Origin of the sequence: Duncaniella sp., from assembly GCF_029054785.1 — a bacterium.
Taxonomy (GTDB): domain Bacteria; phylum Bacteroidota; class Bacteroidia; order Bacteroidales; family Muribaculaceae; genus Duncaniella.
In genome coordinates this window covers 14817-29895 of record NZ_JAIDEN010000097.1, presented here as the reverse complement: position 1 = coordinate 29895, position 15079 = coordinate 14817, and the positions used below count along the sequence as shown (strand labels likewise).

Here is a 15079-nt window from a genome sequence, read left to right as displayed (position 1 = left end):
CCTTTCTCATTTACAACAATTTATCTAAAAGATACACCACTCAGATTTTAACTCTTGTTTTTAAACAACCTCTTAAATTTGGATAATCGCCCCAAGCCAACTAACTTTGCAATAATTTTAATTTTCGGACATTCTCCTCCGCTCAATATTTTCGATCATTCTCACCATGTTAATAATTGGAATAGCAGGTGGAACAGGCTCAGGCAAAACCACCGTAGTAAACAAAATCATCAACAGCCTGCCCCCAGGCGAAGTCGCTGTATTGCCCCAGGACTCCTATTATAAGGATTCGAGCCATATTCCCGTCGAAGAGCGCAGCAAGATCAATTTTGACGAACCAGCCTCCATCGAATGGACTCTTCTTGTCGACCACCTCAAACGGCTCAAAGAAGGCAACACGATCGAAATGCCGACCTATTCCTATCTGACTTGCACACGCCAGGAAGAGACCGTTCGGGTTGAGCCACGCGAAGTTGTCATCGTCGAGGGAATTCTCGTGCTGACAGACCCGATACTCCGTTCGATGATGGATGTCAAAGTCTTTGTCGACGCCGATGCAGACGAACGGTTGATCCGCGTGATCGCCCGCGACTGCGTTGAACGCGGGCGCACTCCCCAAATGGTACTTGACCGCTATCAGGGTGTGCTCAAGCCGATGCATGAAATGTATATCGAGCCGACCAAGCGCCATGCCGACCTCATCGTGCCTCAAGGCGGCAGCAACGTAGTGGCAATCCAGTTGCTGACCGACTATATAGAATCGCGCCTCAGACTCACCAACCACTAACCAAGCCCTTCTCCCCCACTCCACGCTATAAGAAATGGAAGACAATCAGAACCTCCAGCCCGCAATCCCCACCGGGACCCCTGAAAAGATGGTCCTTCGCACTGACAACTTAGTCAAGAAATACGGAAAACGCACCGTAGCCAACCACGTATCCATCAACGTGACCCAAGGGGAAATCGTAGGATTGTTAGGCCCTAACGGCGCCGGCAAAACGACAACTTTCTATATGACCGTCGGACTGATCACGCCAAACGAGGGTCAGATCTTCCTCAATGATCTCAACATCACAAAATATCCGGTTTATAAACGTGCCCAGAACGGCATCGGCTATCTCGCTCAGGAAGCAAGCGTGTTTCGCAAACTCTCGGTAGAGAACAACATCAAAGCCGTGTTGCAGATGACCAATACATCTGCCGAATACCAGCGCGACAAACTCGAAAGCCTTATTGCCGAATTCAGCCTTGAGAAAGTGCGCCACAACCTCGGCGACCAATTGTCAGGCGGCGAACGCCGCCGCACCGAAATAGCCCGCTGTCTGGCCATCGACCCGAAGTTCATCATGCTCGATGAACCCTTTGCCGGAGTCGACCCGATCGCCGTCGAGGACATCCAGTCGGTTGTCTATCATCTTAAAGAAAAGAACATCGGCATCCTGATCACCGACCATAACGCCCAGGAGACACTGCGCATCACCGACCGAGCCTACCTGCTGTTCGAAGGCAAGATCCTCTTTCAGGGCACTTCCGAAGAACTGGCCGAAAACCCTACGGTCCGCGAAAAATATCTCGGACGCGACTTCATCTTCTACCGCAAGAAATTCGACTCCGAGTAAACCGGAGGCAGTCATCAGCGGGCTGAAGTCCGCCCCATCACCACGTCATAATTCTCGCTACGGTTGATAATCCGCGGCGGACAATGGTAGTCATCCGACAAAGCATCACGAGAAGCAACATAATAACTGTTATCAGTCATATTTGCCAGATGAAAAAGGATATGAGCTATATTGTCGGTCATGATCGGCTTATTGACGGCTTTCTGTATACTGCCTACAATTTCTGGATATTCAGATTTATACCGATCACTGCACCATACAAAGAACGGCACTTCATATAGGGCTTTTGCAAGTTCCGGTGTTGTCGTCCTTATATTCCTTCGACCAAGAAACGAACCACTGTCATATATATCATCTCCATGATCGGGACAGTAGACCACCACTGCGATTGAATCCCGATAAAAATCAATAATCCGACCTAACTGATGGTCATTATAACGTGTGGCATTATCATAGCTTGCAATGTCATTTTTCATCTCATCAGTCAACCGGGCTGATTTATCTCGAACGATATCAGCTGATTTAAAATGAAGCCATTCCACCGTCTGAGGAAACCGGGACGAGGCCATTATATGCTGACCATAAAGATGAATCAGACTAAAATTAGATGCCGACGGGGTGGAATATGACTCCAAATAACCATCAATAAACTCTCCATCATATCGGCTCGGCTTAGGACTGATAAAATCATAACAATAGTCCTTCATGACATCAGCCGCCATAAAATTGGAAATGTCAATATCCCAACCGACTTTCCGCCCGACGTCAAACATATCATTCTGATTGTCCCAAAGCTGCACATTATAACCTGACAGCTTGAACAGAAGAGGGAAACAGGCGTGATTTTGCCACGCTTCACCATCACCGACCGAATTGACAGACAATACATTTTTAATAACCTCAGTCGTCGAACAATATGGCGTCACGACATCCTGGAACAAATATAGGTTACCGCGATCTCTTTCTTTTTCCATCCGGGGGTTAGTACACAGCGGATAAGCATACAGCGAACTGTGGATTTTCGAATGCGACTCGCCGAGGACAAAGACAACAGACAGACTGTCAGGCTGTCCGCCCGAAGGATAATCTGCTATAATATCTTTCTGCAACCGTTCCCACATCCTCGTTGATTCACCCAACTCCCTGAGGAATATGGCCGACAGACACAGATTGGTCATCGTATCGCTATATTGTCCACAGACAGCCCAATCTCTCTGCCCAAGATTCAATATCCCCATCAGATTTGACCGGTTGACATCTCTCACCATTGAAGAACGGACCAGCCAGACAGTTTCTGCAATTTTATATATACCTCCGGAAATAACAATTGCCAGCAAGCATATACATATATACTTACGCCATGCCTTTCTGTCAGCACCCTCGACAAAACTACCTGCCGACGCTCCATGCACACAGCAAATGCTAAAATGGCAAGAAACAGAGCCAAATACAACAAACCATGCGCATTTAGAAGATATTGTCTGAAAAACTCACTCGATTCGGCAGAGGTCGTTTCCACCATAAGCAAAATCACATCCGGCGAGAAAGTGCGCCCAAGCACCATGATCATATACGTCGTTACCGTAAACAGCATTGCCGCACAGACATAGAGCACTATCTTCAATTTCATGGGACTCCCACACAAGCCGACAAGCGCAGTGACAAGATATGACAGAACCATAGCCCTTGCCAACCCCTCCAGAGCCGGCCCCCAGTAATAGTGCCATCCTCCATGAGGAAACCTCACCGGAACCAAAGTCGCATTTCCGGCAATAAGAAGTCCAAAAATTATAAAGAAAATCCAATTCGAGCGCAAAGGCTTCAAAAACGCTTTTCCAAATTTCAAGATAAAGGCAGTCATCGGTCTGTACTTACTCTAATGATTCGTCATCATCAAGATCGTCAAGGAAATCAATATCCCAGCCGTCCGACATTGATTCGGTGAATTCAGCCAGCTCACGGCCTTCACGCTTGGTAGGACGGCCAAGACCCTTGCGCCTATCTATGAATCCTGATATTTTCACAATCTCAAGCAGATCAAGCTCGCTCTTGGGCGTAATATTTTCCATATATTCAGGCACAAGTTTCGCCCCCAGACGATTCTGAGTCAACGCAAGCGCCCGGAATGAATAAGTGACCGGCGGCTTGCGCACTTTGACCACATCGCCTACCTTGATTGTACGCGAGGGCTTCGCGATGGCATCGCCGACATAGACGCGTCCCTTCTTGCAGGCTTCTGTCGCAACAGTGCGCGTCTTGAATATACGCATGGCCCAAAGCCATTTGTCAATTCTGACTTCGTTCATATAGCAGTCGTTTTGAAATTGATACTTCTTGCTACTTCTTATTATACATATTCATAGCCCGTCCTATTCCCATCAGACAGAAAGCTTTCACAGCCTCTACGGCCACATCGATTCTCTCTGGCATAGCCTCTTCTTCCTCCGCCGAAAAAGCGCCAAGGACGTATTCGATCTGCATGCCGCGGGGAAAATCATTACCGATGCCGAACCTCAACCGAGGGTAGGCCTGAGTGGCGAGCATCTGTGCGATATTCTTCAGTCCGTTATGACCGGCATCGCTTCCGGAGCCTTTCATACGGATCGCACCGAAGGGCAACGCGCAGTCATCGACAATCACAAGAATGTTTTCAATCTCAATCCCCTCCTTTTCCTTCCAGTAACGGACTGCGTTTCCGGAAAGGTTCATATATGTGGATGGTTTCAGGATCACCAGCTGGGCGTTTTTGACACGCATACGCGCAATGTCGCCATAACGCTCTGTCGAAAACACAGCATTACCGCTCGCCGCAAGTGCATCGGCGATTCTAAAGCCCGCATTATGGCGGGTGTTGGCATATTCCGGACCGATGTTTCCAAGTCCGACTATCAGATATTTCATTTTCAGACAAAAGACTTGCCCCTGCCCTGCTCCCGGCATCTTTCAGGGGCTACGAAGCTGACCGACCATCAATCAGCCTCTTTAAGTTAACATGAATAACGAAGCAACAGACTTTCCCGGTCAGAATAAAGACGAGAAAATCTGTTGCTATGAATCGGTTTAAGCGCGCTTGGCGCCAACGCTGAAATTACTGAGCGTTTGCCTGAGCACCACGAGCAGCACGAGTGAGCTGAACAGCGCAGACAACAGCATTCTTGGCATTCATCAGTTCGAGACCGTCGAAGTGGAGTTCGCCGATCTGGAGAGTCTTGCCGAGACCGAGGTGGTCAACATTGATAACCACACGTTCGGGGATTTCAGTGTAAACAGCCTTCACGCGGATTTTCTTCATCGAGAGGTTAAGCTTACCACCGGCCTTAACACCTTCGGCGTGACCTTCGAGCTTAACAGGAACTTCGATAGTAACAGGCTTCTTGTCGGTTACTTCGAGGAGATCCATGTGGAGAATGGAATCCTTAACGGGGTGGAACTGAATATCCTTGAGGACAGCCATACGGGTTTCGCCATTGACAGTAAGCTCGATAGCGAAGATTTCGGGAGTGTAGACGAGTTTGCGGACTGCGTCCTGAGTCACTACGAGATCAGTGGTCACGAGGCCTTTGCCGTTACCGATTTCCACGAGCTTTTCGCCCGGTTTCAGAGCCTTTTCATAGGGAAGGTTCACTACTTCACCGCCATTGAGAACAACGGGGATTTTGTTTTCTTTGCGGAGGGCTTTGGTAGCCTTTTTGCCGAGGTCGGTACGGGGTTCGGCTGTCAGTTGAAATGTCTTCATTTCTGATTGATTTGTTTAATTGTGTTACTCAAAATTAAGTTGTAATTCAATTGCTCCTTAATTTCCCATCACACGGGGATGCTAAAAAGCGACTGCAAAGTTACTGAATTTTCCTTAATTACAGCCAATTTGTTCACATTATTTAACCTCTCACCACCAATAAATTTCCCCGAAACTCCACAAGCCAGGATATTTACGCCCTATCACCTTATTTATCAATAATTTCTCTATCAGATAATCAATTATTATTTGTATATTTGCATAAATCACACTCTCGCCGCATGGGAAAACAAAGCGCCAGGATAATAGGAATCTCACGACACCGCCTTTCGACTGACGGCGATGGCGTCACTACTCTTGTGGCATTTCACGGCTGTCCGCTCAGTTGCCGTTATTGCCTGAATCCGCAGTCTCTTGTTGACGGCGGGCGTTTCCGTGAATATTCGCCGGAGGAACTGTATTCCGAGACCCGCATTGACGAGCTTTATTTCATCGCCACAAACGGCGGTGTGACCTTCGGAGGCGGCGAGCCTTGTCTGCGCCCGCAGTTTATCAGTGAGTTTCGTGAGTTGTGCGGCCCGGAGTGGCACCTCAATCTTGAAACGTCGCTCAATGTGCCGGTTGCCAACATCGAGGCGTTGCTCCCGGTGGCCAACACCCTGATTATCGACATCAAGGACACGAACCCCGATATTTACCACGACTACACGGGACACAGCAACGCTCTTGTACTCGAAAATCTCCGTATGATAGCCGATACAGGACGGCAAAGCGATTGCATCGTCCGCATACCGCTGATACCCGGCTACAACACCGATGCCGACCGCGACGCAAGCCGCAAGGCACTTGAAACCCTCGGCTTCACCCGATTCGATTTATTCACCTACCAACTCCGCAAACACTGACACTATGGCACGAGGAAAGCAGACCTGTAAGATACTGAAAGAGATACGTAGGCAGATTGCCGAGGCAAACGGCATCGAGTTCGCCACTTCGGAATGTCGCTACAAGGGCGACTGTCTCGGCACATGTCCCAAATGCGAAGCCGAGGTGCGCTACCTTGAGCAGCAGCTCCGCGCCCGATCCCTCGCCGGAAAAGCCATCGCCCTCGCCGGTATCTCGGCAGGCATGATTCTCATGTCAGGATGCAGCGGCACATCTACGAATCAATCAAGCGAAACCTTACAGGGCGAACCAGTGGAATTAACCGATACTATGGAGTGGGCTGAAGGTGAGGTAATAGCCAATTGGGACGAATCAGAAGTTGATGAAAAACCTCAATTTCCCGGTGGCGACGTGGCAATGAGACAATTCTTTGATGAATGCTATCGTAAAGAAAAAGATGTCATAACAGGTAGTGTTACCGTGGGGTACTTAGTGGACTCAAGCGGGAAAATCATATACACAGAAATAGTTGAAGGCAATTCACTGCTTGGTGATCAGATTATTGGAATCATAAAACAGTTTCCTGATTTTGTTCCGGGAAAGAAAAACGGCAAGCCTGTCGATGTGTATATGACATTCCAGTTTTCAACATCAATTAAAATCGGAGTAGATACAATTCGATAGCTATGGCACGAGGAAAACAGACCTGCAAGATACTGAAAGAGATACGCCGGCAGATTGCCGAGGCCAACGGCATAGAGTTCGCCACGTCGGAGTGTCGCTACAAGGGCGATTGTCTTGGAACATGCCCCAAATGCGAAGCCGAGGTGCGCTACCTTGAGCAGCAGCTCCGTGCCCATTCCCTCACCGGAAAAGCCATCGCCCTCGCCGGTATCTCGGCTGCATCCCTCGCCATGCTCATGCCGATGACTTCCGTAGCGCAGTCGTCGCACAGCATTCAGGTCCTCGCGTCCGACACTATAACTGCGACTCGTCTTGATTCCCGAAAGGTGAAAGGTGTTGTCAAATGCCAATATAACACAGCTGCGGACTCGACAGCCACCGAGGTACTAATCGGAGCAACGGTTATGAACCTGACAACCGGACAGGGAACGGCGACTGACATTGACGGGAAGTTTGAGATTGACGCTTGCACAGGCGATTCCATCAAGTTCTCATTTGTAGGCTATGCTTCCGAAACCATATGCGTGGGGGCATCGTCTGACCCGATACAGTCAGTGTTGACTGAAGATCGATCCGGATTGATGGGAGATGTAGTTATAGTTACCGGTGCCGTTCATGTTAAGAGGGAGGAGAACCATTATCTCGATCTCCACGTAACTGACGAAAATGGCAACGTGATAGACCGTAATGACTTGTATGTGGAGCGGGTATGGACTGATGAAGACGGAGATGAGGATTATGATATTGTCTATCTTGAGTACGTTGATGATAAGCACCCGTGCCGCATTTATTGGGACTATGAATGGGGATTGAAGGATGAAAACGGCAAGCCCCTCAAAGAAGCGATACTCCGCATAGAGGCCGAGGGCTATGACGGCCCCGTGATAATCAAGGTCAAATATCCCAAACGCAACGCAAAGAAAACCATCAAGTTCAAACACAAAAAGAAATAGCCGTGATGGATCAGATAGGTAAATTCATAGCCTCGGCAGTTGTCATGTTCTTATTCATGTTCAGCCTGATATTCTGCTTCGACTCGCCCGACTCACCGAGCAATATATTGTTGGTCTGCGTCAATGTGCTGTTCTGGGGTGGCCTACTTTGGCTGATCAACAGAAAAAGAAGCTGACAGACTCGACAAAAGCAAAGTGATATGAATTTTAAACAGTATCTCAGATTGTCTGATTCGGATTTTATGGCTAAATTTGCCATTGATTTCAGTTTATTCCAGCATGGACAGCACGAGTAAGAAATATTATAAGATCAGCGAGGTTTCAGAGATGACCGGACTTCCGATGTCGACTCTACGCTTTTGGGAGAGCGCCTTTCCGGCAATCAAACCCCACCGCAATGATCGCGGGACCCGTTTCTATACTCCCCGCGACATCGAAACCATCCGAATGGTCAGCTATCTCGTGAAAGAGAAAGGAATGAAACTTGAAGCTGCACAGGAGGAGATGAAACGCAACCGTGACGGAATCACCAAGAAATTCGAGACCGTGCAACGGCTCAAAACCGTGCGCGACCGGCTTCAGGAGATGCTTGATTCGCTCCACCGCCTGCGCTGATCCCAATCGCACTCTCAGATTCAAAACACCAAATCCATAACCACGCTAAACGCAATCCGCTTTGGCAACAACAACCACCACAAAAAGAAAGAAAAAGAAAAAGCAGTCCTGGACCAAACGTCATACGCTCGGCCTGCTTATCGCCGCGATCGCCGTCTTTGTAGCGGTCTGTTCAGTCATTGGCTTCGTCTTTATCCCCTATTCGGGCAAAGACGGCAAAAGCGAATGGATCTATATCCCACAGGGGAGCTCCACGGCTGCCGTGAGAGATTCCATGAAACAGTCTTTGGGATCCTCGATGGGTAACCGCGTTTATATCATCTGGAAACTGTTCGGCGGAAATTCCGACATCTCGCAGGGAGCCTACAAAGTCAGCGGCGGCCAAAGCGCACTGAACATCAGCAAGCGCATAGCCCGCGGCTATCAGACACCGGTCGAAGTCCGGTTCAACGGCACCCGCACAATGGAGCAGCTTTCAAAACGGATTGCCTCACAACTGCAATGCACACCCGAAGAATTTTTAAGAGCCTGTGACGAGGTGCTTCCCGACAGCGGCTTCACACGGCCTAACTTTCCGGCAGCATTCATTCCTGACAGTTATGAATTTTACTGGAGCGCAGCGCCTGCCAACGTAGTGAGGCGCCTGCTGGACTACCGCAACCGCTTCTGGAATCAGGAGCGCAGAGCCAAAGCAAAAAAGCTCAATCTCACACCGGTGCAGGTTGCCGCTTTAGCTTCCATCGTCGAGGAGGAAACCGCCAAAGCCGACGAAAAGCCAAAGGTGGCCCGTCTCTATCTCAACCGCCTCAAAAAAGGGATCAAGCTCCAGGCCGATCCTACTGTAAAATTTGCATCAGGCGACTTCAAACTGCGGCGTATAACAGGAAAGCACCTCGCCATCGAATCGCCTTACAACACATATAAAATCACCGGCCTTCCCCCCGGACCGATCAGAATTCCGGCAGCTGCCACAATGGACGCAGTGCTCAACGCACCCCAGCATGACTATATTTATATGTGTGCCAAGGAAGACTTCTCAGGCTACCACAATTTCGCGTCGGACTATTCAACGCACATGGCCAACGCAAGGCGCTATCAGGCCGAGCTCAACCGCCGTGGAATACACTGACAGGCAAAAGAATCACGCAAGCCAAAAACAAGTCAAACAGAACAAATATTAACACCCGACAACAATTTCAAACTTAAAAAAGCGAGAAAGAGACCACTTTTTATAGAAATAATCCGTATCTTTGCGCCGATCCAATCTCTATAAATATATCCGATGATTTCATCTCTACACGACCGTCCTTATGAAACAATCAACGTGTTTCGCTCTCTCGCCGAGATCCGCAACGTGGAATTTCCATCACGTCTTGACCACATGCTTCTGGCAGTCTGCAAGAAAGGTGAAATTTCAGCAGTTGTCGATGTGGCCCCCCGCCACCTCGGTCCAAGTTCCCTGATGGTACTCAAGCCGGGCCACATTATCAGCCAGTGCAAGGAAAGTCAGGATTTCGACGGTTTTTTCATCGTTGTCCATGAGGATAAACTGAACGAGATATTACCATCACTCCACTTCGTAGCCCCCTACACACTGCATTACAACTCCAACCCCATCATAGAGATGACTGAAGAAGAGCTGGAAAGTCAGTGGCTGATCTACGAGATGCTCCAGAAGCAAATACAGCTTGAAGGGCGCCCGTTCAACCAGATGACGCTCGGCGCGATCTGTGAACTACTGTTCTACAACACCTTAAGCATCTACGCATCACGGGCAGAGACATACAACCATCATTCACGACGTGAAGAACTGCTTGCCAACTTCATCGACCTGATCGAAAAGCACTTCAAATCGGAACGCGCCGTGAATTTCTATGCCGACAAACTGTTTGTCACCCCAAAACATCTTTCAGCAGTGCTCAAAGAAATAAGCGGAAAAACAGCAGGCGAATGGATAGACCACCGTGTGATTCTTGAAGCCAAACTGATGCTTCGCAGCACAGGCATGAACATTCAGGAAATCAGTCTGGCCCTGAACTTTTCAAATCAATCGTTTTTCGGAAAGTATTTCAAGCATCTGACCGGCATGTCGCCGCGCGACTACCGCAACAAGCTATCCGAAAACTGACAACTCTCCACCCATACACATCCTCAGATGAAACTATTCCAAAAACTGATCAACACAACAACGATACTCCTGACCCTCACTCTGCCGCTCCTCGCCCAAGCAACGACACCGGCGGAGGAAGACAGCCCTTACATGCAGAAAGTCGACGAGGCGGACAAGGCCTGCAATGAAGGCAAATGGACCGAAGCGGCAAACGCACTTGTCGAAGCCCTCCGGATGGAACCGGCAAACCCGTCGAATGTCCTGCTCATGTCAAATCTGGGAATCATCCGCTTCAACATGGGCCAGGATTCACTGGCGCTTGCGACCCTGAACGACGCACACACCATCGCGCCTGCATCTGTGACAATCCTGAGCAACCGCGCACGCGTGCTCACAGCGCTCGGCATGGAAAAAGAAGCCTATCTGGACTACGGACTGATAATGGAACTGGACTCCACAGTCATCTCAGCCAGATTCAACCACTGCCTTCTGGCTCTAAGACGGCATGACTTCAAAACCGCAAAAGAAGACTTCGAATTCATGGACCGCAATTTCCAGGAAGAGACAGAGACCCGCATAGCAGGAGCATCGTTCATGAGCGGCACCGGAGAATTCGCAAAAGCCATTCCATATTACACAAAAGTCCTGGAAGACCGCAAGGAACCGGAGTTCTATGGAGGACGCGGCTACTGCCATCTGCTCTGCGGCAATCTTCAGGAAGCATCAGACGACATCAACTCCGCCCTTGAACTCGCACCCGACGACGGCGAACTGTACCTCTACCGGGCAGCACTGAACAAAATGCGCTACCGCCCTGCCGATGCCAAGGCCGACGCCCTGAAAGCCGTCGAATTAGGAGTTGAACGCAAAAGAGCCTCTCAATTTTTAGAAGGTGTATGATCTCATATCCGCCTGAACAGCAACATGAGATTTCTGATATGAAAACCAAACTGACAGATTAGATAAATGACCGGAACTGTAATCAAAAATACCGGAAGCAGCTATCTCGTGCGCACAGAGAGCGGCGAATGTCTCAACTGCAAGATCAAAGGTAACTTCCGCCTCAAAGGAATCCGCACGACCAACCCCGTGGCGGTAGGCGATCACGTGACCGTGAGCCTGCCTGACGGCGATACCGGATATATCACAGCCATCAGCCCACGCCGCAACTATATCATACGCAAGGCGAGCAATCTCTCGAAACAGGCCCATATCCTCGCAGCCAATCTCGATCAGGTCTGTCTCGTGGTGACTCTCTTTCATCCGACAACCTCAACGACATTCATTGACCGCTTTCTGGCCACAGCCGAAGCCTATCGCGTCCCGGCAGTGATCGTCATAAATAAAATAGACCTTCTCGAAGAAGATCCGGAAGCGATGGAATACCTGTCGGCTGTCAGCTATCTCTACGAGTCGATAGGCTATCCTGTCATAAAAGTCTCAGCCAAAACCGGCGAAGGGATCGAAAACCTACGGGAGAAACTGAGAGGGAAAACCACACTGTTTTCCGGCAATTCAGGAGTCGGCAAATCAACGCTCATCAACGATCTGATCCCCGGTCTGAAATTAGCGACAGCATCAATCTCGACAACTCATGACACAGGCATGCACACCACAACATTCTCCGAAATGTTTGATCTGCCCGATGTCGACGAAGCCTCATCAATCATTGACACCCCCGGAGTGAAGGGATTCGGCACTCTCGAATTCGACCGCAACGAAGTCAGCCACTTCTTCCCTGAGATATTCAAAACCGCAGCCGAATGCCGCTACGGGGACTGCACACACACACATGAGCCGGGCTGCGCCGTGAGACAGGCTGTCGAAGACCACCTGATCGCAGAATCGCGCTATGCCTCATATCTCTCCATCCTTGAGGATTCTGAAGAGGACAAATACCGCAAAGGATACTGATACTGGCCGGAGATCAAACACCCTCTTCGTCCGGACAGCATACTGAAGTTCCGGAAATGGCGTCGAGTCGTCCGGAAAGTTCAGGAAGCAGATCAAGAGGCAATGACAGAGTCATCGAACAGGTATTGTCAAATTCCTGAGCGATTATTCTGACCACCTCCCGGCCATTCGGAGGATTCTGAGCTTTCACAAGTTTCATTACGTCATTCATCGCCAGATAAGGGAAAGTCACCCCCAAAGTTGTCATATCCCTCCCCTCAATTATCTCAGCCGCCTCAATGGCCAGACGGGCAGCTTCACGATAAGCGGCAATCAGCCCTGAGGTTCCAAGTTTTATTCCGCCGAAATACCGCACCACAATAATAAGTATATTGGTCAGTCCGAAAGAATTGATCTGACCGAGAATCGGCTTTCCGGCAGTTCCTGACGGCTCTCCATTGTCCGACGAAAGAAACTCCTTCCGGCCGGAACCAAGCATGTAGGCCCAACACACATGGCGGGCATCATGATATTCGTTGGTATAGAGGGCTACATATTCCTTAGCTTCCGCAGCGGAAGTCACAGGAATAGCAAAAGAGATGAAGCGACTCATCTTTTCACGAAAAGCCGCTTCACTTTGATTTGCTATGGTCAGATAATTGGCCAAATCAATTAACTATTAAAGATTTATCTGCGAAAATCACGCTGATACCGTTATGAAACAATCAGCATGGCATCGCCATAGACACCAAACTTATAGCCTTCCTTGACAGCCTTTTTGTAGGCATCCATCACCAGATCATAGCCACCGAAAGCAGCGACCATCATCAGCATGGTAGAATAAGGCAGGTGGAAATTGGAAACGAGCGCATCGGTCACAGAGAAATCATAGGGCGGGAAAATGAACTTGTTGGTCCATCCTGAGTAGGTCTTCATGTGATCACCCATGCTGACAGCACTGGCCACAGCGCGAAGCACCGAAGTACCGACCGCGCACACACGATGTCCGCCGTCTTTAGTGGTATTGACAAGTTTTACAAGTTCATCGTCAGCTTCCATCTCCTCAGAGTCCATACGGTGCTTTGTCAGATCCTCCACATCGATATCGCGATAGTTGCCAAGACCGCTGTGGATAGTGATGAAGCCCTGGTTGACACCCTTGATCTCAAGACGTTTCAAAAGTTCGCGAGAGAAATGCAATGCAGCTCCAGGAACTATCACAGCACCTTCCTTGCGGGCAAAGATTGTCTGATAACGCTCTGCATCCTCTTCGTCCGGCTCGCGGTTGATGTAGTAAGGCAGAGGAGTGGTTCCCAATTTATAAAGTTCTTTCTTAAACTCTTCATGGGGACCGTCGTAAAGGAAGCGGAGTGTGCGTCCGCGTGAAGTTGTATTGTCAATCACTTCAGCGACCATCGACTCATCGTCGCCGAAATAGAGCTTGTTTCCGATACGGATCTTACGCGCAGGCTCTACGAGAACATCCCAAAGTTTATTTTCCGCACTAAGCTCACGCAGAAGGAACACCTCGATGCGGGCACCGGTCTTCTCCTTGTTGCCATAGAGACGGGCGGGGAAAACCATCGTGTCATTGTAGACAAACAAGTCTCCGTCATCAAAATAATCAATGATATCCTTGAATATTTTGTGTTCTATTTCTCCTGTACGGCGGTTGACAACCATCATTCTTGACTGGTCCCGTTCGGGAGCCGGACGCTGAGCGATAAGCTCTTCCGGAAGGCGGAATTTAAATTGAGATAACTTCATCCTTAAATATGTAACGTTTAGAACTGATTTCTGAATAAAAAAATATCTGTATCGGTGGGGCGAAATGACATCAGTTGTCCGATTCCTCACCCTCCGGGAATGTGACCTCGGCATTTCTGATCATCTCAACCGCAGCGTCAACGCTGAGACAGTTGTCAATCACAGCATCGCCGACCCGCGTACGGCGCAAGCCTATGAGATGGGCACCGGATCCGAGAGCCTCTCCGATGTCGCGGGCAAGCGCACGGATATATGTACCCTTACTGCATACGATCCTCAAGGTCAAGGTCATCTTTTCAGGGTCAAAGTCAATGATCTCGATCGTATCAATGACAAGAACTTTCGGTTTAAGTTCCACTTCATGCCCCTTACGCGCCATTTTATAGGCACGTTTTCCATCCACCTTACAAGCGGAAAAGGCCGGAGGCACCTGCTCGATACGCCCGATGAAACGAGGCAGAATCTCCTCGATAAGCTCACGGGTGACATGTCCGGCGGGATAAGTGGCATCGACCTCGGTTTCGAGGTCAAACGACGGTGTCGTGGCACCGATCTGCAAGGTCGCCACATATTCCTTGACGCCAGCCTGCAATGATTCGATCAGTTTGGTGGCACGGCCTGTGACAACGACCATCACACCGGTAGCGAGAGGATCCAAGGTACCGGCATGGCCGACCTTGAATTTCTTGCGATGAATCTTATGGAGTATGACACCTCTGAGGCGCTTCACAACATCGAATGAAGTCCATTCCAAAGGCTTGTCAATGTATAAAATTTCTCCTGTTACGAAATCCATATCCTATTTTCAACCGGACTT

The 15079-nt window shown here is 49.3% G+C and carries 18 protein-coding genes; 10 read left to right on the top strand and 8 right to left on the bottom strand.

Going from position 1 to position 15079, the window contains the following annotated elements; all coding sequences use genetic code 11:
• The first annotated feature begins 166 nt into the window (after positions 1-166).
• Positions 167-787 carry a uridine kinase gene (udk, locus tag K2H17_RS06500; RefSeq protein ID WP_300132817.1) on the top strand — a complete coding sequence of 207 codons (621 nt, stop codon included), beginning with the start codon at positions 167-169 and terminating at the stop codon, positions 785-787.
• Between the two features lie 34 nt (positions 788-821).
• A complete protein-coding gene (gene lptB, locus K2H17_RS06495) occupies positions 822-1619 on the top strand; it encodes an LPS export ABC transporter ATP-binding protein (protein WP_300132814.1) in 798 nt (265 codons plus the stop codon).
• A 14-nt stretch (positions 1620-1633) separates the two neighbouring features.
• Here lptB and K2H17_RS06490 read toward each other — a convergent pair whose 3' ends face one another.
• The 5 genes from K2H17_RS06490 to K2H17_RS06470 all read right to left on the bottom strand — a co-directional run bounded on the left by K2H17_RS06490 (position 1634) and on the right by K2H17_RS06470 (position 5355).
• The gene (locus K2H17_RS06490) at positions 1634-2740 is read right to left on the bottom strand and encodes a phosphoethanolamine transferase (protein WP_300132820.1); all 1107 of its coding nucleotides are present in this window, start codon (positions 2738-2740) and stop codon (positions 1634-1636) included.
• A gap of 140 nt (positions 2741-2880) precedes the next feature.
• Positions 2881-3480: a hypothetical protein gene (locus K2H17_RS06485; RefSeq protein ID WP_300132811.1), complete on the bottom strand. Its 600-nt coding sequence runs from the start codon at positions 3478-3480 to the stop codon at positions 2881-2883.
• 10 nt (positions 3481-3490) lie between these two features.
• Positions 3491-3925, bottom strand: a complete 435-nt coding sequence (locus tag K2H17_RS06480) for an RNA-binding S4 domain-containing protein (RefSeq protein WP_300132808.1) — start codon at positions 3923-3925, stop codon at positions 3491-3493.
• Positions 3926-3956: 31 nt separating this feature from the next.
• Positions 3957-4520 (bottom strand): aminoacyl-tRNA hydrolase, encoded by a 564-nt coding sequence (gene pth, locus K2H17_RS06475; protein ID WP_300132805.1) that lies wholly within the window; start codon positions 4518-4520, stop codon positions 3957-3959.
• A gap of 187 nt (positions 4521-4707) precedes the next feature.
• The gene (locus K2H17_RS06470) at positions 4708-5355 is read right to left on the bottom strand and encodes a 50S ribosomal protein L25/general stress protein Ctc (protein ID WP_300132802.1); all 648 of its coding nucleotides are present in this window, start codon (positions 5353-5355) and stop codon (positions 4708-4710) included.
• Positions 5356-5636: 281 nt separating this feature from the next.
• Here K2H17_RS06470 and K2H17_RS06465 point away from each other — a divergent pair, with 281 nt between their 5' ends.
• From K2H17_RS06465 to rsgA, 8 genes are all read left to right on the top strand, one after another.
• On the top strand, positions 5637-6260 hold the full coding sequence (locus tag K2H17_RS06465) for a radical SAM protein (RefSeq protein ID WP_300132799.1): 624 nt from the start codon (positions 5637-5639) through the stop codon (positions 6258-6260).
• A 4-nt stretch (positions 6261-6264) separates the two neighbouring features.
• Positions 6265-6924: an energy transducer TonB gene (locus tag K2H17_RS06460; RefSeq protein ID WP_300132796.1), complete on the top strand. Its 660-nt coding sequence runs from the start codon at positions 6265-6267 to the stop codon at positions 6922-6924.
• Between the two features lie 2 nt (positions 6925-6926).
• Positions 6927-7877, top strand: coding sequence for a carboxypeptidase-like regulatory domain-containing protein (locus K2H17_RS06455; RefSeq protein WP_300132793.1), 951 nt, complete (start codon positions 6927-6929; stop codon positions 7875-7877).
• A gap of 279 nt (positions 7878-8156) precedes the next feature.
• On the top strand, positions 8157-8492 hold the full coding sequence (locus K2H17_RS06450) for a MerR family transcriptional regulator (RefSeq protein WP_300132790.1): 336 nt from the start codon (positions 8157-8159) through the stop codon (positions 8490-8492).
• 61 nt (positions 8493-8553) lie between these two features.
• Complete coding sequence (gene mltG / locus K2H17_RS06445) at positions 8554-9621, top strand: endolytic transglycosylase MltG (RefSeq protein WP_300132788.1); 1068 nt, start codon at positions 8554-8556, stop codon at positions 9619-9621.
• A gap of 153 nt (positions 9622-9774) precedes the next feature.
• On the top strand, positions 9775-10620 hold the full coding sequence (locus K2H17_RS06440; RefSeq protein WP_300132785.1) for a helix-turn-helix domain-containing protein: 846 nt from the start codon (positions 9775-9777) through the stop codon (positions 10618-10620).
• A gap of 27 nt (positions 10621-10647) precedes the next feature.
• Positions 10648-11502, top strand: a complete 855-nt coding sequence (locus K2H17_RS06435) for a tetratricopeptide repeat protein (protein WP_300132782.1) — start codon at positions 10648-10650, stop codon at positions 11500-11502.
• Positions 11503-11568: 66 nt separating this feature from the next.
• Entirely contained in the window at positions 11569-12516 is a 948-nt protein-coding gene (gene rsgA, locus K2H17_RS06430) for a ribosome small subunit-dependent GTPase A (protein ID WP_300132779.1), read from the top strand.
• Between the two features lie 13 nt (positions 12517-12529).
• Here the strand turns inward: rsgA and K2H17_RS06425 are convergent, their stop codons facing one another.
• The 3 genes from K2H17_RS06425 to truB form a co-directional block, all read right to left on the bottom strand.
• Positions 12530-13108, bottom strand: a complete 579-nt coding sequence (locus K2H17_RS06425; protein ID WP_300132775.1) for a YigZ family protein — start codon at positions 13106-13108, stop codon at positions 12530-12532.
• Positions 13109-13209: 101 nt separating this feature from the next.
• The gene (queA, locus tag K2H17_RS06420) at positions 13210-14262 is read right to left on the bottom strand and encodes a tRNA preQ1(34) S-adenosylmethionine ribosyltransferase-isomerase QueA (RefSeq protein WP_300132774.1); all 1053 of its coding nucleotides are present in this window, start codon (positions 14260-14262) and stop codon (positions 13210-13212) included.
• A 70-nt stretch (positions 14263-14332) separates the two neighbouring features.
• Positions 14333-15058: a tRNA pseudouridine(55) synthase TruB gene (gene truB / locus K2H17_RS06415; protein WP_300132772.1), complete on the bottom strand. Its 726-nt coding sequence runs from the start codon at positions 15056-15058 to the stop codon at positions 14333-14335.
• Between the last annotated feature and the right edge of the window lie 21 nt (positions 15059-15079).